The sequence below is a fragment of the Methylotenera mobilis JLW8 genome, assembly GCF_000023705.1.
Classification (GTDB): domain Bacteria; phylum Pseudomonadota; class Gammaproteobacteria; order Burkholderiales; family Methylophilaceae; genus Methylotenera; species Methylotenera mobilis.
In genome coordinates this window covers 1315235-1336912 of the sequence record NC_012968.1, presented here as the reverse complement: position 1 = coordinate 1336912, position 21678 = coordinate 1315235, and the positions used below count along the sequence as shown (strand labels likewise).

The 21678-nt window shown below is 42.6% G+C and carries 17 protein-coding genes and 1 tRNA gene; 7 read left to right on the top strand and 11 right to left on the bottom strand.

What is annotated here, in order from left to right; translation table 11 throughout:
* Positions 1-159: 159 nt before the first annotated feature.
* From MMOL_RS06265 to MMOL_RS06245, 5 genes are read right to left on the bottom strand one after another with little or no spacing between them, the layout of a single operon-like run.
* Complete coding sequence (locus MMOL_RS06265; RefSeq protein ID WP_015832175.1) at positions 160-666, bottom strand: DUF3106 domain-containing protein; 507 nt, start codon at positions 664-666, stop codon at positions 160-162.
* A complete protein-coding gene (locus MMOL_RS06260) occupies positions 663-917 on the bottom strand; it encodes a hypothetical protein (RefSeq protein ID WP_015832174.1) in 255 nt (84 codons plus the stop codon). Before MMOL_RS06260 ends, MMOL_RS06265 begins: the two co-directional genes overlap by 4 nt.
* Positions 907-1311: a hypothetical protein gene (locus MMOL_RS06255; RefSeq protein ID WP_015832173.1), complete on the bottom strand. Its 405-nt coding sequence runs from the start codon at positions 1309-1311 to the stop codon at positions 907-909. Before MMOL_RS06255 ends, MMOL_RS06260 begins: the two co-directional genes overlap by 11 nt.
* Positions 1308-1934, bottom strand: a complete 627-nt coding sequence (locus tag MMOL_RS06250; RefSeq protein ID WP_238524358.1) for an RNA polymerase sigma factor — start codon at positions 1932-1934, stop codon at positions 1308-1310. Before MMOL_RS06250 ends, MMOL_RS06255 begins: the two co-directional genes overlap by 4 nt.
* The gene (locus tag MMOL_RS06245) at positions 1888-2265 is read right to left on the bottom strand and encodes a hypothetical protein (RefSeq protein ID WP_238524357.1); all 378 of its coding nucleotides are present in this window, start codon (positions 2263-2265) and stop codon (positions 1888-1890) included. The genes MMOL_RS06250 and MMOL_RS06245 overlap by 47 nt, the downstream gene beginning before the upstream one ends.
* 194 nt (positions 2266-2459) lie before the next feature.
* On the opposite strand from MMOL_RS06245, the gene MMOL_RS06240 reads away from it, so the two are divergent.
* From MMOL_RS06240 to MMOL_RS06230, 3 genes are all read left to right on the top strand, one after another.
* A complete protein-coding gene (locus MMOL_RS06240; protein WP_015832170.1) occupies positions 2460-3284 on the top strand; it encodes a class I SAM-dependent methyltransferase in 825 nt (274 codons plus the stop codon).
* Positions 3285-3298: 14 nt separating this feature from the next.
* Complete coding sequence (locus MMOL_RS06235) at positions 3299-3715, top strand: hypothetical protein (RefSeq protein WP_015832169.1); 417 nt, start codon at positions 3299-3301, stop codon at positions 3713-3715.
* A gap of 109 nt (positions 3716-3824) precedes the next feature.
* Positions 3825-3900 (top strand) — tRNA-Lys (locus MMOL_RS06230).
* A gap of 178 nt (positions 3901-4078) precedes the next feature.
* On the opposite strand, the gene MMOL_RS06225 is transcribed toward MMOL_RS06230, so the two are convergent.
* From MMOL_RS06225 to MMOL_RS06215, 3 genes are read right to left on the bottom strand one after another with little or no spacing between them, the layout of a single operon-like run.
* Positions 4079-5950 carry a two-component system response regulator gene (locus MMOL_RS06225; protein WP_015832168.1) on the bottom strand — a complete coding sequence of 624 codons (1872 nt, stop codon included), beginning with the start codon at positions 5948-5950 and terminating at the stop codon, positions 4079-4081.
* A gap of 20 nt (positions 5951-5970) precedes the next feature.
* Positions 5971-6339, bottom strand: a complete 369-nt coding sequence (locus MMOL_RS06220; protein ID WP_015832167.1) for a response regulator — start codon at positions 6337-6339, stop codon at positions 5971-5973.
* A complete protein-coding gene (locus tag MMOL_RS06215) occupies positions 6336-8873 on the bottom strand; it encodes a PAS domain S-box protein (RefSeq protein ID WP_015832166.1) in 2538 nt (845 codons plus the stop codon). Before MMOL_RS06215 ends, MMOL_RS06220 begins: the two co-directional genes overlap by 4 nt.
* A gap of 524 nt (positions 8874-9397) precedes the next feature.
* Between MMOL_RS06215 and MMOL_RS06210 the strand changes: the two genes are divergently transcribed.
* The gene (locus MMOL_RS06210) at positions 9398-10492 is read left to right on the top strand and encodes a diguanylate cyclase domain-containing protein (RefSeq protein WP_015832165.1); all 1095 of its coding nucleotides are present in this window, start codon (positions 9398-9400) and stop codon (positions 10490-10492) included.
* A gap of 405 nt (positions 10493-10897) precedes the next feature.
* The gene (locus tag MMOL_RS06205; protein ID WP_015832163.1) at positions 10898-12676 is read left to right on the top strand and encodes a monovalent cation:proton antiporter-2 (CPA2) family protein; all 1779 of its coding nucleotides are present in this window, start codon (positions 10898-10900) and stop codon (positions 12674-12676) included.
* A 6-nt stretch (positions 12677-12682) separates the two neighbouring features.
* On the opposite strand, the gene MMOL_RS06200 is transcribed toward MMOL_RS06205, so the two are convergent.
* Positions 12683-13615, bottom strand: coding sequence for a LysR family transcriptional regulator (locus MMOL_RS06200; RefSeq protein ID WP_015832162.1), 933 nt, complete (start codon positions 13613-13615; stop codon positions 12683-12685).
* Between the two features lie 122 nt (positions 13616-13737).
* Here MMOL_RS06200 and MMOL_RS06195 point away from each other — a divergent pair, with 122 nt between their 5' ends.
* Entirely contained in the window at positions 13738-13971 is a 234-nt protein-coding gene (locus MMOL_RS06195; RefSeq protein ID WP_015832161.1) for a DUF2798 domain-containing protein, read from the top strand.
* Between the two features lie 333 nt (positions 13972-14304).
* Here MMOL_RS06195 and MMOL_RS06190 read toward each other — a convergent pair whose 3' ends face one another.
* Positions 14305-15648: a putative bifunctional diguanylate cyclase/phosphodiesterase gene (locus MMOL_RS06190; RefSeq protein WP_015832160.1), complete on the bottom strand. Its 1344-nt coding sequence runs from the start codon at positions 15646-15648 to the stop codon at positions 14305-14307.
* A 36-nt stretch (positions 15649-15684) separates the two neighbouring features.
* Positions 15685-17460 (bottom strand): PAS domain-containing protein, encoded by a 1776-nt coding sequence (locus MMOL_RS06185; protein WP_015832159.1) that lies wholly within the window; start codon positions 17458-17460, stop codon positions 15685-15687.
* A gap of 132 nt (positions 17461-17592) precedes the next feature.
* Here MMOL_RS06185 and hrpA point away from each other — a divergent pair, with 132 nt between their 5' ends.
* Positions 17593-21678, top strand: coding sequence for an ATP-dependent RNA helicase HrpA (gene hrpA / locus MMOL_RS06180; protein ID WP_015832158.1), 4086 nt, complete (start codon positions 17593-17595; stop codon positions 21676-21678).

Here is a 21678-nt window from a genome sequence, read left to right as displayed (position 1 = left end):
ACATAAAAGTGTAGTGTCTAAAGTATGGTTTCTTTGGCTTTGTGCCTTGCTATCTTGAAACGAAAATTGCTTTAAACGAATTTCGTTATTTTAGCATTGACGGCTTCAATTCAAGTTTTTATCTGTGACTCTCCATAGAATATTTATATAAGTATCTGATTATTGAGGTTGCTCTATCTTTCTTGCTTTAATTTTTTCGCGTAATTCTTTGCGTTGTTCTGGGCTCATGTTTCTGATACGGTTTTTAAACGTTTCTTTTTGCTCAGGCGACATATTTTTCCAGCGCTCACGCAACGCAGCACGCTGCTCTGGTGGGAGTTGTCTAAATTTCTGTATATGCTCTTTTACCAGGGCTTTATCTTCTGGCGACAGGTTTTTGAAACGCGAGATGTTTTCCTGAGCACGTTCTCTTTGTTCCGGTGGCATATTTGCCCATTTTTCTGCTCCTTTGCTCAGCTTTTCCTGCCGATGTGGAGGCAATTCATTCCAGTGCTCTTTGACTGCGCTTAGCGTTTGTTGTTGTTGCGCATTGAGTGACTCCCAGGCCACGCCTTCTGCCCAAGCATAATTTGCAAATAAGCTGAATCCTACTAACAGGGTGTGCGCAATGATTTTTTGCTGAGAATGCAACATGGGATACAGTATGGAAAAGAAAGTGCTGTTCATTTTTTATTGCCTCCTGCAGGTGTGGCGGTATCAGTGTGCTGTTTACTGCTGATTTCTGAGCTGTTTATGTTGGCAGTTTTGGCTGGTTTCTTATCCAGCTCGGTCAATGCTGCGGCTAGCATGCTGTCATCCTCCATTTCACCCAACAGTTCTATGATATCTAAAGGTGGGTTAGATGCTGCCATCACTGCTGCGGAGTAGGCCGAATTGACGAGTATTAATACGGTTAAGGCAATTAATTTAAACCGCATTATTTTTACCCTCAGTTGCCAATACCTCGTCTATCCAGACATAAAAATCCGGATCGGTAGCGGTTTCCATATCTTCTGCATTAGTAAGCAACTCCAGCATGGTAAGTTGCTCTGGCTGTGCATGACTAATATTTTGCTGGATTGCCAACGGTGGCAATGTGTCATTTATGTACTTAGGCGGGGAAACGAACAATATCGCCAGCAACGCAGTTAGCGCAAAGGCGCTTGCCGACCCCCATGCCTTAAAGTCTAACCAAGTGCGTGTCGGTTGCTTTTTGAGCGCACTGGCGCGCATGGATGCTAATCTGTGTTGTGTATCTTGATCCAAATTCAGAACGCTGGCATCTAGGCCGGCCTTGATTTTGGACGCTAATTCTATAGGATTGGTACTCATTGGTGATCCTCTAGCTTCTCACGTAGTTTTTCTAATGCACGTGCATAGTGGGTTTTTACACTACTTGCTGAACAGCGCATGATGGTGGCGGTTTCATTGATATCCATGCCTTCCCAAACGCGTAGTAAAAATACTTGTTGCTGGCGTAACGGCAGTGCGCTGAGTGCGACATTTAAACTTGTCATAAACTGACTGTCCTGCAATTTAACGTCTGGTGCATGGCCGCCATTGCCAGGGTGTTGAGCCAGCAAATCTTCTGCTTCCTCACCTTCGTCATCACCCCAATTCAGCCAGCTTCTAAAACGGTTGCGTACCGATTGCCTGCGGTGCCAGTCTAAAATGCGTGTATTCAGTATGCTGTAAAATAATGCTTTCCATTCTGTGGCCGGGTGTTGGCTGTACTTCTGTACTAGCTTTAGCATTGTGTCCTGTACTATTTCCAGCGCATCGTCACGATTGCCGGTGGCGAACTGTGCCATGCGGAAAGCGCGACCCTCAACATCTGCAAGAAAATGATTCATACTGAGATATTGTTTGTCGAAATCGCGCTCCATATGCATGAAATATTTGTGATGGCTATTTGCGTTTAGCGTGTCTATCCATACGGTTGTTAATGCGTTCACCTTGTCTATCCATGCGGTTATCAATGCGCTCACCACGGTTATCTAAACGCTGATCAATAACATCACCTTTGTTTTCCAAATGATTAGCGCGCTTCGTATTACCTTTTTCACGTGCTTTATCTGCTTTGGCATCTAGGTGGTTTTCAATGGCATCACCGCGATTATCAAGACGTTGTTCAATGCGGTCACCTTTGTTATCAAGGCGTTGTTCGATACGATCGCCACGTGCATCCAGGCCTACTTTTTCGTGGGTGGCTTCATCCGCAGTTGCAGATGCGGATGCCAGTATGGTCAGTAAAATAGTTGTGATTGAGAGAATGTTTTTCATCATGATGTCCTTATCTAGTCTTATTAAAATCCAGGCATATTTAAATCTAGGTCTGTTTGAACTTTGCTACCTGAACACACATGCCCAAAACACAAACGTCTGGAACAGATGTTGAGTGCTCATGCTATACAAAACGCAGTTGCGATTAGTTTGACGACAAGCCAGATAAAAATATTATTTTCCATTAAAATAACGATATGCAAAATATTCCAGAAATTAAGCCTAATCAATCGATTGAGCTACTCAAAGCGCTACATATCCTGACCCGTGATGGCAAGCTTAACCAAGATAGCCGCCGTAAACTCAAACAAGTGTATCACTTGGTGAATTTTATCGAGCCATTATTCAACGATGTGTTGGCGCATAATCCCGACCCAGTGCTGGTAGACCATGGTGCCGGCAAATCCTACCTTGGCTTTATCTTGTATGACTTATTGCTGAAACAGTTAGCGGCAGGGGAGGTGGTTGGCATTGAAACGCGAGCGGAACTGGTTGCTAAGTCTAAAGAGTTAGCACAGCAGCTTAGCTTTGCACGTATGCGCTTTGAACATTTAACCGTAGAAGAGTCGACTAGTTCCGATGTTGTTCCTAGCAAGGTAGATATTGTGACAGCTTTACATGCGTGCAATACGGCAACGGATGATGCGATTCAATTTGCACTAAAAAAACATGCCAAATACATGGTGCTAGTGCCGTGCTGTCAGGCTGAGGTAGCGGAGGCCTTAAGGCAGCATAAAAATGAAAGCTTCGGTAAAACGCCATTGAGCGAAATTTGGCGTCACCCGATTCATACCCGAGAGTTTGGCAGCCAAATTACCAACGTACTACGCTGCCTGCAGTTAGAAGCTGCTGGATATAGCGTAACCGTCACCGAGTTGGTGGGCTGGGAGCACTCGATGAAAAACGAGTTAATCATTGCCAAATATACGGGGCATCCACGTAAAAACGCGAACGAACGCATAACTAATATTTTGAGTGAGTTGAATCTAGACACGATGAAATCTAGATTTCTAACGCAGTAAGTAGGGGTTTAGAGATGAAATACTGGATTAGCGTTTTATTGCTTTCTGTTAGCTTGAGCACTTACGCCGAACAGACCTCCGTGCAGGATTTTAGCGGTGTATACAACTGCGTGGGCGATGATGCGCATGAGGGGCAATATACCGGGGTGGTGACCATGGCACTAAAGCCTGCACATAGTAAAGGTAGTTATGCGAGCTACGATTTCAAGCTAGAAGTACCGGGTTATGGCCTATATTTAGGCCACGCTGCCGCCAATGGCCACCACGTTGCTATGCACTTTGCGTTGCAGGATCAAAGCACTAAAGACTACGGCACTGGCATTGCCGAAATGAAAAAGAATGCCAAAGGCCAGTGGAGCTTTCATAAGTTCTACTTTGAACCTGAGTTTAAAGGCGGCAATACCGGCATTGAAGACTGTAGCGTTCAATAATGCTCATGAATAATGATTGAATTGATGGTTTGAAAGGGTGTGTATACTGAGAGCTAAACTTGATTTTTAGCGTCTAACAACCACACCGTTTATAATGGTACCTGTATTCGGGAGATTAGCTCAGTTGGTAGAGCAGTGGACTCTTAATCCATTTGTCGCGAGTTCGATCCTCGCATCTCCTACCAGTAAAATCAAAGGCTTGTGCTTATGCGCAGGTCTTTTTATTTTGGGATGTGACGTAAACTCGATAAAAATTTACACGCTCGGGGCGTGTTCTGACGTTAATTTTAAATGCAGTGATAGTTTATGATTTGTTGCATACTTAACATAGTGATTTGTGATTTAGTATCATTTTTCATCCGGTTAAGACTGTGTTATGTATCCTGCATGTATTTGTCTTAATTTGTTTTCAAACGCGTCAATAGGCAAAGGCTGGCTAAACAAGTAGCCTTGGCACAAGTTGCATTTGTTTTGCTCTAGAAACTCACGCTGAGTCTCTGATTCTACGCCTTCTGCAATGACTTCAATTCCTAGATTGTTTGCCATGCCAATAATCGTTTGCACGACTACGGCATCTCTATTATTCATACACATATTCCGTATAAAAGACTGATCGATTTTTAATTGATCCAGCGGCAGTTTAGTTAAATAAGATAGTGATGAAAAGCCGGTCCCAAAGTCATCCATGGAAAAAAGTACACCATAAGATTTGAGTGCCTGCATCTTCATAATGGCTTCTTCTACATTGTCTAACACTAGACTTTCTGTAAGCTCAAGCTTGAGGTTGCCAGGTTTTATTTTGTGTCGGCTCAACATTTCAATCGCGCGCTCGACAAAGCTTGGATCGTGAAACTGGCATGCGCTAACATTAACCGCAACTTGTAAATTACGGGTAAGGGGGTCGCTTTCCCAACGTTTAATTTGAGCACATGCTGTTTCCATTACCCAGTGCCCTATTGGAATAATTAGCCCAGTTTCTTCTGTGAGAGGTATAAATTGTAACGGTGGTACTAGCCCTTTTTGAGGGTGTTGCCAACGAATGAGTGCTTCTGCACCATGCACATTCCCTGAATGGTCAACTTGCATCTGATAGTACAGCCTGAATTGATTTTTTTTGATTGCTAACCGCAAATCACTTTCTAATGCAGCGCGAGCCTCCAGTGCTGCCTGCATAGTAGGGTCGTAGAAACGTTGTGTGTTGCGCCCGGCACTTTTTGCTTGATACATGGCTATGTCAGCTCTTTTTAGCAACTCATCCACTGTAAACTCTTGGTTGCGAAATAGACATACACCAACACTGGTAGAGCTGTGATATAGGTAACTATCTAAGTAATAAGGTAAGTTGATTGCAGAGATAATTTTGGCACAAACTGTTTCTGCTTGGACTGCTGCTTGGGATGAATCTTCACTCAGGTCTTGCAGGATCACCACAAACTCATCACCGCCTAGTCTTGCTAATGTATCACCCTCACGCATGCATGTTTGTAATCGTTTAGCAACCTCTACTAGCAATAGGTCACCAACGCTATGGCCTTTGGTGTCATTTAAGGTTTTGAAATGGTCTAAGTCAATAAAGAGCAGGGCGCCATGGTTTTGATGTCTTGCGCTCATTGCTAATGTGTGTTGCAGGCGATCAATCAAGAGTAGTCTGTTTGGCAGGTTCGTTAATAAATCATAGTAGGCCAAATGTTGGATTTTATCTTCAGCCTCTTTCCTTCTGGCTATGTCTTGCTGTAAAAATTGGTTAGCTTCTTCTAATTGTAGTGTTTTCTCTTCTAACTTACGGATAAGTATTACGCTGTAGTCTTTGAGCGTATCACTATGGCCGCTATTCACCTCGCTGGCGATATCAGGTGAGGCTGCTACGCCTTTAACCAGAACGTCAATAAATCGTGCAAGAAAATCCTCTGGCTCGCATGGTTTAAGAATGAAAGCATCGGCACCCAGACTGAGCGCCAGCTTTTCATCTTCAGGCTCTGTGTAAGTGGCTGTGTAAACGATAAACGGAATTTTTTTAAGCTTAGTATCACTCTTCCAGTGGCGCAGTAGCGTGTAGCCATCCATGACTGGCATAAGTAGATCAGAGACGATAAGCTGAGGTGGATTCTGGCGCGCCTTAACTAGTGCCTCAGCACCATGACGAGCGAGTTCAACCATATACCCGTTACCTGTTAGCAGCGCTTGTAGGTAATAAAGGTTCTCCTCTTTGTCGTCAACAATCAAAATATGCTTCATAAACTTCCTTGTACAACTCATCAAGTGGTTAGATAAAGGGAAATCTCAGCTACAAAAGTTTCAGGATTGATTGGTTTTTCTATATAGCCATTACAGCCGGCGGCCAAGCATTTTTCACGGTCGCCAACCATTGCGTATGATGTGACAGCTATAATCGGAACTTGTTTTAATGATTCTATTTTTCTTAGGGCGTTAGCAACAGCGTAACCATCCATCATGGGGAGTTGTATATCCAGCAGTATTAAGTCAGGTAGTAATTTTTTTGTTAAATCAATACCTGTCGCGCCATCTGCTGCGGTGACTACATTCATGCCATTCGTTTCTAAAAGAAAAGTGGTTAGATAGCTATTCTGTTCATTATCTTCAATGAGTAGGATAGTTTTTTTCATGATTTAACCTCAGTTCCCATTGGCAATAAAACAGTAAACTTGCTACCAGTTGACCACTCACTCACAGCGTAGATTTGACCGCCCATAAGCTCTAACAGCCGTCGGCAGATGGCTAGCCCTAGCCCAGTGCCTTCATGCAAGCGTGAAAGACCACTGTCAATTTGGTGAAATGGCTTAAATAGCAAATCCAGGTCGTCAGGCTTAATGCCTATGCCTGTATCAATGACGCTCAATTTTAAAAAACGGGTAGGGGTGGTGTCTAATGAGTCTTTTAAGTCATTGACTATTTCTGCGGTAATAGTGATGCTGCCTTTTTCTGTAAATTTGGCAGCGTTGTTAACTAAATTGATGAGTATCTGCTCAAGTCGTCTGCGGTCACTCACAATTTCGCCTAGCTCTTTGCTGATCGATGTGTGCAGGACTAAGCCTTTTTTTTCTATCATTGGTGTTAATGAGTTAACCACTCTCTCAATAAGTGCCACCAGATTAAATGTTTCTGAGTTTACCTCTAATTGACCAGCTTCTATTTTAGAAATATCGAGCACATCATTAATTAGCTCTAGCAGATGCCTGGCGCTACCTCTTACCATACCTAACTGTTTAGTTTGCTCATTATTTAATGGGCCAGCCAAGCCTTGTAGAATAATGCCGGTAAAGCCGATAATAGAATTTAATGGCGTTCTAAGTTCGTGCGACATCGTCGCTAAAAAGGCTGATTTGATTTTATCTGCTGCTTCAGCCCTGATCAGCGCAGTTTGTAATTCTTCTGTACGTTCTGTCACACGCTTTTCTAGGCTTGCATTCAGTTCTCTAATCTCTTGTTCGGCGAGCAATCTCTCAGTGATGTCGTTACCAATGCTAAGTATTTCTACCACGTGGCCTTGTCCATCTAACACTACCTTGTTTGTCCAGGAAATCCAGACGCGTTCGCCATTGCTGCGTGTATTCTCATTGATGTTTTGTTCAAATACCTTTGTATCCAAGCAGATTTGCTGCATCAGCATTTGTAAGTCACGTCCGGCGCTATCCGTATTTGGCACGATTGTCCCAATCACATGCTTGCCGACGATTTGATCAAAAGCATATCCAAAAAAATGCAGGCCGAATGAATTAAGAAAAGTGATGTAGCCTTGTGCATTCCAGCGCAAAATGATGCTATTTGCCGACTCTACCAGTTCACCATACTTTTGCTCGCTTTCATTAAGCTTTAACTCTGCATTTTTTCTTTCGCTAATATCTATACCCATACCAACTAAACAGTCAGTGCCTTTGAAAGTAACATTCCGACCGGTAAAGAAATAAGGTGTTTTCTTACCATCTTTGGATAATAGCGACGCCTCAACAAATGCTTGTCCTTTGGTAAATACTTCGGATATTTTATTTGCAACAGCAGCTTTTTCTTCAGGCGCAAAGAAATCCAATGGGTGCATTTTTGTGATTTCTCTATTTGTGTAGCCAGAAACAGATTGAAAGTTATGATTCCAACGTAAGAACCTGCCTTCGTAGTTATAAAAATAGAGAATTCCAGGCATGCTCTCAATCATCATGTCTGAAAATAATGATTCATTTTTAGCATTAATTTCTGCTTCTTTACGTTTTTCTTCGCGTTCTAGATTTTCTAGAGAGAAGGATATGTTGCCGGCGGCTTCTGCTAATAATGCAATTTCTTTATCATGGAAAAATAAAGTTTGGTTGGTGTATACGCTTAAAATGCCACTTACTTTATCTTTTGCCTGAATCGGAAAAGCGGCTAAAGCGCGAAAGCCTAAGCGAACTAAATCATCACACCAAGTTTGCCTTGCTGGATCTTCCAGCATATTGTTGCAAATGTAGGGCTCGCCAGTGCTAAAAGCTAAGTTGATTGGTCTTTTGTCAGCACGCTTGCTGTCTACATAAATTTTGATGTTGTTAAAGTAATCGCAGTGTTCGCCCCAAGAGGCTACTGGTGTTAGTTGTTGAGTTTTGCTGTCATGCCAGTTAATCCAAGCCATTTGAAAGCCGCCTTCATTCACAAGTATCTGGCATACTCGTTTAAATAGCTCTTCTCTAGTTGGTAGCCAAATGATGGCCTGATTGATTTTAGTCAGCGCAGCATAAAGCCGAGATAGTTGAGAGATTTCACGTTGCTGTTCTTTCAGCACTGTAATGTCTCGTATTAGCCCCAGAAGGCTTCCGTCTGGCATAGTGGTTGCCATGATTTCGGCGCTGAAAACTGAGCCATCTTTACGTCTTAACAGCCATTCTCGGGTATAGTCAGATTTTGTTTGAATGATATCCAGTGCGGATTGGATATGAGGTACTTCACTTTGAACAACGATATCTGTGGCATGCATACCAATCAGCTCGTCTCTAGTGTAGCCTAGCATATTGCAGATACTTGGGTTGGCATCCAGATAGTAACTTTGGGCGTCGGCAATAAGAATGCCATCTGGCGCATATTCAAAGAGTGCCCGATAGCTTGCCTCACCAATCTGATGCACTGATTGGTTACTTATTTCTCCAGTTGATTGATTCTTAACACTATGTTTTGTCAAGATATTTCACTCTTTAGAGTTTTTTGTTTTTCAGTTCTATAATCATAACGAAAATAAAACTGTGCATTGTTAACAATCTACACGTAATTTTATTCAAGTGGAATAAAAAATAGCATATATCCTTAATTATTATTAAGTTTTTTCTCTAATAGAAATGAGATTAAGTGGTATGTATATGCATTAATCCATTAGTGAACCATCATAAATAGCAACACTCGAATAGTTAAATACAAACAACTAAAATATAAATAACAAAACTCTTCGCCAGACTTTAAATCAATATATTCATCCGGGTATGGTGTTGAGAATGAGTGATTAAACGTAGTCTTTATATACGTTTTGCACATATTTGGTGCATTATGTATACTGTAATGGGTTGAATGTTTTGATATTTTTTACTATTTAATGTAATTTAAATTGTTGTTGTAGGTTTTGGTGCTTTCAGAAGGGGAGTCTCTATTCTAAATTACCGAAAACAGATTCTACTACCGCCGATTGTTGCATCAGTCATACTATTGATTGCGATGTCATGGGTCTTTTTTAGCGCCCAGAGTTTGTTGGTGTTGAGTGATCGCAAAGTTAAAATTGCAGACACCCGTTACGAAGTAGTTAAACTCATGAACACGATTGTGAATGCGGAAACTGGGCTGCGAGGCTACCTTCTCACAGGTAGTGTACAGTTTCTTGAGCCATACAACCGCGCTGCTAAAGATACAGCTTTATTTTTTTCTCAAATCAAAAATCGTGAAAAAGATTTCGCCGAATTTACGCCTATTCTAATTACGCTTGATAAACTGATTCAAGAAAAATTCAGTGCTATTGAATCTACGCTCCAAGTTCAGCTCACGGCAGGGTCATATTCTCCTCATTTGAAATTTTCGACAGGCGCTAGCAAAGTGCTTACAGACGAAATTTCTAATGAGGTGAATAAACTCGATAAGATTTTGCGAGATGAGAATGATCGTATAGAGGTGACACTCTCTTTAACCATTAATCGTTTGAAATTAGCATCGTTAGTTGTTGTGTTCTTAATTATCAGTATATTGCTGATTAATTACAGAAGAACTATTTCGTTGTTTGAGCATGCATCCTCAAGTCAAGAGCTTGCTGAGGAGTTTGGTTACCTTGCAATGCATGATGCTTTGACTCATTTGCCAAATAGAAGAAACTTTGAGCAGTATCTAAAGAAATCCATTTCACAGGCTGGTCGCAGTAAGCAAAAAATTGGTTTGTTATATATGGATCTTGATGGGTTTAAATTGATCAATGACCAATATGGACACGATGCAGGTGATGATGCGCTCGTCGGAGCTGTGGCTAAAATTAATCACGTATTGCGTGATTCTGATTTTATTGCGCGGGTAGGCGGAGATGAATTTGCGTTGGTGGCGCATAACTTTAACGATGCTAGTGAGTTGTTAATCCTTGCTAATCGTATTATTGAGGCGCTCAATACGCCAGTAATTAAGGTAACAGGTACTGATATATTTATGGGGGTTAGTATCGGTATTGCGATTTATCCTGACCAAGTGAAAAGTATTAAAGCTCTAATTTCTGCTGCAGATGAAGCAATGTATAAAGCAAAATCAACAGGGAAAAATCAGGCAGTTATTCATTAATAGCTAGCTGCTGTAAGCCACTTTTACTAGTCGATAATCTTAAGTTGCTGTTAGCTTTTTGCGCAACATGCGGGCAATATATTCATATAAGTCCTTCACCTAATCTTCTGTCATGTAATAGTTTAATTTCTAGAATTTTTCTTTCTGCATTTTACTTGCATCTTAATTAATTATTAATATTCATTATCTTAATTGTTTTTTTAAAGTTAAATATTAATTATTTTTGTGGTATTTATTGCTCAGTTAGCTAGCATATGATGCATATTTGTGGGGATTCATGTAACCTGCGTGAGGCGGAAATTTACTCGAATATTCCAATGTCGCTTAATGTTAAAGGGCATGCAAAACAAGCTGAGCATAAATAACGCTACATTTATTATCAATATCAAAAAACGGTTACTTTTTATGGGCACCTCTAACTTTCTGATTCAAACGATGATCTATTTATCATCAGCCATACTGCTTGTGCCAATTTTTAAAAGATTAGGTTTGGGTTCAGTACTTGGTTATTTAATCGCAGGTATATTGATTGGTCCTTATGCGTTGAAGCTGATTCCAGATCCTGAACATGTTCTGCATTTTGCTGAATTTGGTGTTGTGCTAATGCTGTTTTTGATTGGGCTTGAGCTTGAGTCTCAAAAAGTTTGGGAGCTGCGAAAGATATTACTAGGGCTAGGTGGCCTGCAGGTCGTTAGCACTTTAGGTCTGATAGCAATTATTGCGCACATGATGCATTTTTCATGGCCTGTAGCTATTGTGATTGGCATGGGTGTGACAATGTCATCTACTGCGATTGGACTTACTGCACTTGCAGAAAAAAAACAATTAAGCACGCATGGAGGGCAAGCATCATTTGCCACATTGCTGTTTCAGGATTTGTCTGTTATTCCATTGTTTATGTTGCTGGCATTTATTGCACCAGATAGCGGCCAATCTAGTTTTGATGTATGGGCAGTCGCGAAAGCATTAGCTGTGATCGCCGCTATTATCGTTGCCAGTAGAACTTTGCTGCGTTCCATTATGCGTATTGTTGCACAAACGGAGATTCGTGAGATTTTCGTGGCATTTTCATTGTTGCTAGTGATTGGTGTATCACTGGCAATGCAATCTGTAGGCTTGTCTATGGCATTAGGCACCTTTTTGGCAGGCGTATTGTTAGCAGATTCAGAGTATCGCTATGAGCTGAGGCTGGATATAGAACCGGTAAAAGGCTTACTACTAGGTTTGTTTTTTATTGCGGTCGGTATGTCTGTAGATCTGTCGTTATTGGCAAACTCACCATTGATGATTTTTGGATTAGCCTTACTCGTTGTACTAGTAAAGATAACGATATTGTTAGGTTTGGCTTATGTATTTAAATACTCATTGAGAGATGGATTGTTATATGGTGCCGCGCTCTCGCAAATTGGTGAGTTTGCGTTTGTGATATTTGGCATTGCATTCACACAAAATACTATTCCGCGTGAGATTTACAATGTGCTTAATGCAATTGTGGCGGTATCTATGCTTATCACTCCTATATTGTTGTTACTTTATGATCGATTTTTAACGTTACAATGCGGCGAGCGCCCTAAGGATAATATTGAGGAAAACAATTCAGTAATCATTGCGGGTTTTGGTCGTTTTGGCCAAATTGTTGGTAGGGTTTTACTAGCTAAGGGTATTGCCGCAACGCTAATTGATAATGACCCGAATCAGGTTGATCTGATGCGCAAGTTTAAATGGCGTTGTTATTATGGCGATGCATCCAGGTTGGATTTGCTGGAGGAGGCCGGCATAGCCACAGCCAAACTGTTGGTGATTTCTGTGAATGATCCTGTGGCTGCCCTGCATATTGGTAAGCTTGTAAGAGAGAGGTGGCCTACACTTGCTGTTGTTACAAGGGCGCGTAGTAGAACCGATGCTTTTGATCTGCTTGATATAGGCTTAGATCCTATACGCGAAACTTTCTATTCTTCATTAGTGGCTGCCAAGCAAGCTTTGTTGGCACTCGGTGAAACGCCAACCTCTGCCGCAAAAATCATTAAACACTTTGAGCGTCATGATATAGAGCAGATTGAGTCAGCCCGTACCATCAAGCACGATATGAACGCATTGCTGAGCATGTCAGAAAAAGGGCGTCAGGACCTTAAAGATTTGCTCGCGCTTGAGCTAGGCGAAGCAGGTAAATCTAGCGGTAATTAATTTATATTAAATTACATCCCAATTGGCGGGCAGGGCAGAGGTTAAATGATTGATGAATGTTTTAACTTTTAACGTCATGGCATGGTGGTCACGAAAACAGGCGTAAAACTCCAGTGGTTCGTTATCCGCATGCATAATTGAAGGATTGTTTGTATCACGCTGGAACAATGGGATTAATTGTCCATTCTTGATGAGAGGGTTGGCAATAAATGCAGCAAGTCTTACTATGCCAGCGCCGGCGATCGCTAACTCTGCTAACGAATTGATATCGTTACTGATAATGGACGGTTTAAGCTCAGGCTCAAAGCGTAGTTCGTCACGCAAAAAGCCCCAGTTTAATAATCGCCCGCTGGTGGGCATGCGGAACATGAGACAGTCGTGTCGTTGTAAGCCCTCAGGTGTATGCGGCTCTCCCTTACGACTAATATAAGTCGGAGATGCACAAAACAGCACAGGAACAACGGCAATTCTCTTTGCAACCAAGCCAAGCTCTAATTGTTGCTTGAATCTGATGCTGATGTCGATATCCTCTTTGACGTGATCAATATTCTGATCGGTCAAAATCAGTTCAATCGATAGTTTTGGATACATGGCAGTAAATGACGGGATAATGGTGGAAAGTACATGTCGACCGAATGCCACGGATGTTGCTATTTTTAGCCGTCCTTGAGGTTCACCTTGAAGCTCTGTTACCAATGACTGAGCGTTTTCAATATCATTGATAACAAGCCGCACTTTTTCATAATAGATTGCACCAGCCTCCGTTAAGGCTAAACTTCGCGTTGTTCTAGTCAGCAAACGAGCGTTCAGTGAAGCTTCAAGCCGGATAATATTCTGACTGGCAGCCGCAGGGGTAATGCCTTGCATACGTGCGGCGGCAGCAATACTCCCTCCTTCTATTGCTTTAACAAAACTTTCAATACTTCTTAATGTATCCATATGGCTATCGAGTTTATGTGGTTATTCGATAGTTTATATTTAAACTGAGTGTAGTGTTAGTGGTCTATGCATCATTTTAGTTAAGCGTTAAAGTTGCAGCCTAATCATTCTTTTCTAGGACTATGATGAAAATTCATCACCGATACACTGGCTACGTGTTCGCATTCTTTATGGCTACCATCATGGCATTTTTAATGTGCACTATTATTGTAGCTGCTAATAGTGGTGTTGGTGCTGGCTACTTGCTACGTGTTATCCATGCCTATACATTAGCTATGCCATCAGCCTTTATATGCATACTTTTTGTAAGGCCTATTGTGTTGAAGTTAATGACATGGGTTGTTGAGGCACAATGATTATTGGTTTTTTCTAGATGTCCTACCAATTAGTTGTTCATGATTAACTAATTGGTAGGTTTTATTTTCTGATACGAATAAATCAGTGATTGTTTCTACGGGGAAACGTTTCCCGCTAGTTGAAATGATGGATGTTGTGATGGAGCAGGTTCGCCAATTGGGCCGTAAAGCTCAGCTTACAACTAGGTAGTGAAATCTTTGGTTCACTCTAGTTCACAGGAGACTATGCTACAAATGATTGATGTTGAGCAGCTAAGCAATCGCTTGCAAGAAGCTGCCAAAGCTTAAATTTACTATGACATTCTGCGCTATTATGTTACTAGATACACTATTTTAAGATTTAAGTGCTGACTCAAAGTCATGTATTGGTAAAGGTTTTCCTAGCAGATAGCCTTGAAAGTGTGTGCAGCCATTTGTGAGTAAATATGTGCGCTGGGCTTCAGTTTCTACCCCTTCCGCAATCGTTTCTAAACCAAGGCTCTGTGCCATAGCAATAATGGTACGAATAATCACTCGATTGCTTTCATCTACTGTAATATCTCGCACAAATGATTGATCGATTTTTAATTGATTAAGTGGGAGTCGTTTTAGATATTGGAGTGAAGAGTAACCTGTACCAAAATCATCGAGTGAAAATCTAACGCCAATGGTTTGTAATCTACTCATGATGTTAATCGTGTCCTCAATCGAGTTAAGCAGCATGCTTTCAGTAATCTCGAGCTTGAGTAAATTAGGGTTTATTGCATACTTGTTAATCGTATTTTGCACGGTAGAGGTGAAGTCAACTTGATGCAACTGCTTTGCGCTTACATTCACAGATAGTACTAAACCTTGAGTTGATGTGTCTTTTTGCCATTGTTTTAGTTGAGCACAGGCTGTATCAAGTACCCATGAGCCGATAGGGATAATTAGATCAGTTTCCTCTGCCAGTGGGATGAACTTGGCTGGTGAGATTAACCCTAGCTCTGGATGTGGCCAGCGAATGAGGGCCTCCGCACCGATTGCCTGACCGTGGATGTCTAGTTGTATTTGGTAAAACAGCTCAAATTGCTGCTCATTAATGGCGATATTCAGATCTCTCTCAAGTTCAACACGTGCATTAATACTAGTTTGCATTCCTGGGTCAAAGAAACATATCGCATTACGTCCAACTTTTTTGGCCTGGTACATAGCAATGTCAGCTTGTTTAAGTAATTCATCTTGCGACTGTTCGTGATGATGAAACAATGCCACACCAATACTGCAGGTGATTTGGTGCTCATGACCGCCCAAATTGTAAGGCTGGCTTACCTGGTGTAAAATCTTTTCTCCAATTAATTTTGTTTTAGATGCCGCTTCATCTAACTGCAGGCTTAAATCCTCTAAGGTAACCACAAACTCATCGCCACCCAGTCTAGCCACAGTGTCGCCTTCTCGCACGCAGTTGTTGAGCCTTTCCGCAACCTGAAGTAAAAGCATGTCACCAACAGCATGCCCCAGTGAGTCATTAAGGTTTTTAAAGTTATCTAAATCAATAAATAGTAAAGCCCCTTTATTTTGGCTACGAGCACTTGAGGCGAGGGCGTGATTTAAACGGTCGGTAAATAATCGACGATTAGGAAGCAGCGTTAGTGGGTCATAAAATGCCAACACTTCTATTTCTTTTGCAGCAGCCTTGTTAGAGGTGATATCAGCCATTGTCGCTACATAATTAGTCACCGTGCCATGCTGGTCTTATACTGCAGTAATCGTGAGGTATTCTGGGTAAATTTCACCATTTTTACGACGATTCCATATTTCCCCACTCCATGAACCTTTATTGGCAATACTTTCCCACATGGCATTATAAAAATTGGCATCACCTTTACTGGAGCTAAGTATGCGGGGGTTTTTGCCAATGACCTCTTCAGCAAGATAACCAGTAATAGAGGTAAATGCATGGTTGACACGAAGAATTACATTTTTTGAGTCAGTGACCATCATTCCTTCTTGCGCTTCAAATACATATGCTGAAATTTTCAGCTCATTTTCTATACTTTTACGTTCAGTAATGTTGTGGCTAATGCCAAGAACACCTGTAACGTTGCCTTGTTCATCGTAGATTGCAGTCTTTGTGGTTTCTAATAACTCAACATGTCCGTCATCTGCAAATGTAATCCACTCTTCATTAATGCACGGCACACTACTTTCCATCGCTTTTCTGTCGTTATTTCTAAAAGATTCGGCAAGCGCAGTATCTACAAAATCGTAGTCAGTTTTCCCGACAATCTCAGATTCTTTCTTACCAAAAAACTTCTCAAAGCGAGAGTTGCAAGTGAGGTATATACCGTCAGGGCTTTTCAACCAAACCAAATCTGGAATTGCTGTAAGTAATCCTCTAAGGCGTGATTCACTGTCCTGCAGCGCGTGTCTGGATAGTTGATGTTCTGTTGTATCTCTTAGCACACCAATAATCCGTGTGGGCTCTCCAGCTGCGTTACGAGCAACAGCTACCCCTTGCTCAAGTATCCATTTGATGTTTCCGTGTTCATCAATAATACGATGCTCACTGCTGTATGTTTTTGTTTTACTGTTTAAGTAATCAAGTACACTTGAAAAAACGCGCGTCTTATCTTCAGGATGGATGTTGCTCTCCCAAGTGTCCATATCATTATTGATAATCTTATTGCTTAAACCATGGATCTCTGCCCATTTGCTTGAATAATACGTTTTATTGGTTTCTAGGTTCCAATCCCAAACGCCGTCACTTGTTCCCTCAATTGCAAATCGCCATCTATTTTCTGTTTCAATGCGTTTGGTCATTTCATCACGCAAGGTTTTTAGTGTGTAAAACAGAATGCCAATACCAATCAGCAAGCTAACTAGCATTACTGTTTGCGCTAGACCAACTTTAAGAGAGGCAAACTTCTGACGCTCATTTGATCTGTTTTGCACGGTGATATCAAAGGTATGTAGTTTTGAAGTCAATAAATTAGTGAGATGATTGATGTTTCCTTCGGTAATGATAGAAATACTGGGGCCAACGATTACTAAGCCGCCTTTAGTCGGTAAAATAGACTCAGACTCCTCAATGGACTCTCTGAAAACTTCTTCGACACTACTAATCTGGCGTTGCATTTCAATGTTTTCGCCCGTCATTTTTTTTATAGTGGACAGTGACTCGAACACATTGGAGCGTACTGACTGCAAGTTTTCTAGAAGGCTGGGGGTTGGGTTGTGTAGATACTGGTTGATTAGGGATTTGTGGTCATAAAATCCACTTTGTAGGTTTTTAGATAGATTCAGTAACTGGTAGGTTTGTTCTAATGTATGAGCAGAGATTTTGCTTTGCTCTGTACTCGTGAGCATTGCCGCTGAGGAAATGATGAGCATTCCCAATGACAGCATGATATTAAAAACGATAAATCTGGGGTGTTTGAATGACAGCCTTGAGCAAAGCCTTTCATTCAACATATTGCCAGCCCTAGAGAAATATAATACGGCTGATGATGCTAATTTTTCTACGGGCATTGGTTACCGCGCCTAATTCAAATAATCTAATTACTATGGGCTACGGTATTTTATTTACTATAAAAGCAGCTTGATGTAAGTCAAATCGTTAGCACTCTTTGTAAATTAAGTGTCATTTACAAATGCTTTTGTATGATTATTAAAGTAGAACAGCATGGCATGTTAAAATTTGCGCCTATGAACGTGAGTAAACCTGATAATTTAATTCCCACTAACTTTGAACACGCCCTAAATAGCTGCATGCTGGCTGATAGGCATGCATTACGCCGCAAAATGCAAGAGATCAAAACACTGCAAAAACTTGCAGATGAAAGGTCATTAGCCAAGGTGCAGCGCATGGTGAATGAAGTAGTGCAAAAAATGCACACTTCACAGCAAAAGTACCAATTGCGTTTAGCACAACTGCCTAAGCCAGAATATCCGTTAGATTTGCCTGTAAGCGGAAAACGGGAGGAAATCGCCACCGCCATCAGCAAACACCAAGTGGTGATTGTATGCGGCGAAACCGGATCAGGTAAAACCACACAGTTACCCAAGATTTGTTTAGAGCTAGGGCGCGGCGTTTCTGGGTTTATCGGTCATACCCAGCCGCGGCGTATTGCTGCAAGATCGGTCGCTAGCCGCATCGCCCAAGAGCTTAAAACGCCGTTAGGCGAAGCGGTGGGCTACAAGGTTAGGTTTAACGATAAGCTATCTGAATCCAGCTACGTGAAGCTGATGACTGATGGTATTTTGCTGGCGGAAACCCAGGGCGATAAGTTTCTCAACGCTTACGACACTATCATTATTGATGAGGCGCACGAACGTAGTCTCAACATCGACTTTCTGCTGGGTTACCTCAAACAGCTGTTACCTAAACGCCCTGATTTAAAAGTGATTGTCACCTCAGCTACCATTGATGCTGATCGCTTTTCACAGCACTTTAATGGCGCCCCCGTGATTGAAGTTTCCGGGCGTACCTTCCCGGTAGAGATTCGCTATCGTCCTTTGGGCGCAGCTGGCTTCCGTGCGCGTGAAGTGGCTGAAGCAGAGAACGCACAATTTGATCTGGATGATGACACTATTTTTGGCATTGCACGCAAAGCCAAAACAGAAGCACGCTGGCTGGAAGAAGATGATGAAGAAGAGGCGATTGAAGAGGCTATTTTAGATGCGGCCGATGATTTATTACGCCAAGGTGATGGCGATATTCTGGTGTTTTTACCCGGCGAGCGTGAGATCCGTGATGTAGCAGACCATTTGCGCAAATATCAAGGCCGCTCCGCCAAGCTTAAGCATATAGAAGTACTGCCGCTGTTTGCCCGTTTAAGTATTGAAGATCAGCAGAAGATATTTAGAAGCCATAGCAGCAGACGCATTGTGCTGGCAACCAATGTGGCCGAAACCTCGCTCACCGTGCCTGGCATTAAATACGTGATTGATGCAGGTTTAGCGCGGGTGAACCGCTATAGTACCCGCGCCAAGGTTGAGCAACTGCAAATTGAGAAGATTAGCCAGGCAGCTGCCAAGCAGCGAGCAGGGCGCTGCGGCCGGGTTTCAAATGGTATCTGTGTGCGTCTATATTCTGAGCAAGATTTTAATGGTCGACCAGAGTTTACTGAGCCGGAAATCTTACGTAGCTCGTTAGCCGCGGTCATTTTACGCATGGCCGCACTGCGTTTGGGTGATGTTACCGAGTTTCCGTTTATCGAGGCACCTTCATCACGTTTAATCGCTGATGGTTACCTGTTATTACAAGAGCTGGGCGCGGTAGATGCACGTCGCCAAATTACCGATACTGGCTTGCAATTAGCCAAACTGCCGTTAGACCCGCGTGTGGGGCGCATGATACTTGCCGCCAAGCGTGAGCATTGCTTAAGAGAAATATTGATTATTGCCAGTGTGCTCAGCATACAAGACCCACGTGAACGTCCCATGGATAAGCGTGAAGCCGCCGATAATGCACATGCCAAGTTTGCAGGTGAAGGCTCAGATTTTATGAGCTATCTCAAGCTGTGGGATTTCTTCGATAATGCGCTTAAAACTAAAAAATCTAATAAAGACTTACTTAACCAGTGCCATAGCAACTTTTTATCATTCTTACGTTTGAAGGAATGGCGTGAGTTACACGGGCAGTTGCTAGATATCGTTTTAGAGATGGAATTTAAGCTGAATGAACAAGAAGCGAACTTTGAGCAAATCCATAAAGCGCTACTGGCTGGGTTATTAGGCAATATTGGTTTTAAAGATGGTGATAGTGATTCTTACGCGGGTGCACGCGGTATCCGCTTCCATGTGGCGCCAGGCTCTACACTTAAGAAAACTCGTCCAAAATGGGTGATGGCAGCCGAGTTGGTCGATACTTCTAAACTGTACGCACGTGGTGTGGCTAAGATTGAGCCAGACTGGATAGAACCGCTTGCCAGAGGCCTCACCGACAGCCATTATTCAGACCCGCGCTGGGATAGAAAAATGGGTATGGTTAACGCTTGGGAGCGTGTGAGCCTGTATGGCCTGACCATTATCCCCAAGCGTCGTGTGCACTATGGCCCGATTAACGCGGTAGAGTCCCGTGAGATATTTATCCGCGAAGCATTGGCCAATGGCGAGTTTGATACCAAAGCGGCCTTTTTTAGCGCGAATGAGCGCTTGATTGCCGAGGTTGAAGAGCTGGAACATAAAGCGCGCCGCCAAGACGTATTGGTGGATGAGCATAAACTTTTTGCTTTTTATGATGCCAAAATACCTGCTGATATTTTTAATGCCGCCAGTTTTGAAAAGTGGCGCACCGATGCGGAAAAAGTATCGCCAAGGCTGTTGTATCTGACGCGTGATGACTTAATGCGCCATGGTGCAGATGCCATTACCGCAGTGCAGTTTCCTGAGAAAGTCATGTTAGATGGGGTTGAAACCAATTTGAAGTATCGTTTTGAGCCGGGGCACGTGCTGGACGGCGTGACCGCCACGGTACCGCTTGCCTTGTTGAATCAGTTAAACCCAGTGCAAACCGAATGGCTAGTGCCGGGCATGCTGCGCGAGAAAATCACCTATTTGATTAAAGCGTTGCCTAAAACATTCAGGCGAGTGTGTGTTCCTGTGCCAGAGTTCGTTACCGGCTTTTTAGATGATGTGAACGAGCAATTTTCTCAGCCCATGCTAGACGCATTAGCTTCATACATACAGCGTAAAACCACGCTTAAAATTAGTAAAGAAGATTGGGACCTGAGCGATATACCGCCGCACCATCTAATGAACTTCAGCGTGCTGGATGATAGCGGTAGGGAACTGGCCATGGGGCGTGACTGGAATGCCCTGAAAAAACAACTGGGGTCGGCTGCACAGCTTACTTTTAGAAACACTTCGCCAGATATTGAAAAAACGGGTTTAAAACAATGGGACTTTGGCGACTTACCACAAACGCTTAGTTTCGAACGTGATGGCCTCAAAGTCACAGGCTATCCAGCACTGGAAGATGCGCATGACAGTATCGCCGTGAAGCTGTTTGATACGGAGCGTGAGGCTGCGCTTAGCCATCGTAGAGGTGTGTGCCGTTTGATGCGATTCGAATTAAAAGAGCAGATGAAACAGTTGGAAAAAAGTCTGCCAAACTTTAATCAATACGCGCTAGTTTTACGTAATGTGATGCAGGCCGATGATTTGCGTGAGGACATGATTCTAGCAATCGCAGACCGTGCCTTTATTGGTGAAGATGAGTTGCCGCGCACCAATGCCGAGTTTATGGTGCTAAAACAACGCGCCAGAACACGCTTGCCTGCCGTAACGCAAGCAGTAGCGCGGCAAGCACAGGCTATTGCCACTGAGTACCAGTTGTTGGTGCAGAAGCAAGGTCAAATGGGCGCCGCAGCCAATAGGTTAAAGCGTGATTTAGAGCAGCAAATTGGTTTGTTAGTATATAAGGGTTGTTTTCACCAAACACCTTGGGAGCAATTGCAGCATATTCCGCGCTATTTAAAGGCACTCAGATTGCGTATTGAGAAGCACCCGGCTAACCCAGACCGTGATGGTAAAAATGCTGCAAGTGTGGGCTTGGTTTGGCAGAAGTGGCAGGATAAGGTGAGCGCTTTGCATGCCGCACATTTAGACATCCCGCAGCACTTGCAGGATTTTAGATGGTTAATTGAAGAGCTACGAGTGTCTTTGTTTGCGCAAGAACTTAAAACACCGTTTCCCGTATCGCTTAAGCGTCTGGAAAAAACTTGGGCAGATATGCGCTTTTAA

Bases quoted from the DNA above. Each gene is read 5' to 3' on its own strand.
- MMOL_RS06185 (WP_015832159.1), bottom strand. From the start codon at position 17,460: ATGCCCGTAGAAAAATTAGCATCATCAGCCGTATTATATTTCTCTAGG.
- MMOL_RS06225 (WP_015832168.1), bottom strand. From the start codon at position 5,950: ATGAAGCATATTTTGATTGTTGACGACAAAGAGGAGAACCTTTATTAC.
- MMOL_RS06200 (WP_015832162.1), bottom strand. From the start codon at position 13,615: ATGGATACATTAAGAAGTATTGAAAGTTTTGTTAAAGCAATAGAAGGA.
- MMOL_RS06260 (WP_015832174.1), bottom strand. From the start codon at position 917: ATGCGGTTTAAATTAATTGCCTTAACCGTATTAATACTCGTCAATTCG.
- MMOL_RS06220 (WP_015832167.1), bottom strand. From the start codon at position 6,339: ATGAAAAAAACTATCCTACTCATTGAAGATAATGAACAGAATAGCTAT.
- MMOL_RS06265 (WP_015832175.1), bottom strand. From the start codon at position 666: ATGAACAGCACTTTCTTTTCCATACTGTATCCCATGTTGCATTCTCAG.
- MMOL_RS06240 (WP_015832170.1), top strand. From the start codon at position 2,460: ATGCAAAATATTCCAGAAATTAAGCCTAATCAATCGATTGAGCTACTC.
- MMOL_RS06205 (WP_015832163.1), top strand. From the start codon at position 10,898: ATGGGCACCTCTAACTTTCTGATTCAAACGATGATCTATTTATCATCA.
- hrpA (WP_015832158.1), top strand. From the start codon at position 17,593: ATGATTATTAAAGTAGAACAGCATGGCATGTTAAAATTTGCGCCTATG.
- MMOL_RS06190 (WP_015832160.1), bottom strand. From the start codon at position 15,648: ATGGCTGATATCACCTCTAACAAGGCTGCTGCAAAAGAAATAGAAGTG.
- MMOL_RS06255 (WP_015832173.1), bottom strand. From the start codon at position 1,311: ATGAGTACCAATCCTATAGAATTAGCGTCCAAAATCAAGGCCGGCCTA.
- MMOL_RS06235 (WP_015832169.1), top strand. From the start codon at position 3,299: ATGAAATACTGGATTAGCGTTTTATTGCTTTCTGTTAGCTTGAGCACT.
- MMOL_RS06210 (WP_015832165.1), top strand. From the start codon at position 9,398: ATGTCATGGGTCTTTTTTAGCGCCCAGAGTTTGTTGGTGTTGAGTGAT.
- MMOL_RS06245 (WP_238524357.1), bottom strand. From the start codon at position 2,265: ATGATGAAAAACATTCTCTCAATCACAACTATTTTACTGACCATACTG.
- MMOL_RS06195 (WP_015832161.1), top strand. From the start codon at position 13,738: ATGATGAAAATTCATCACCGATACACTGGCTACGTGTTCGCATTCTTT.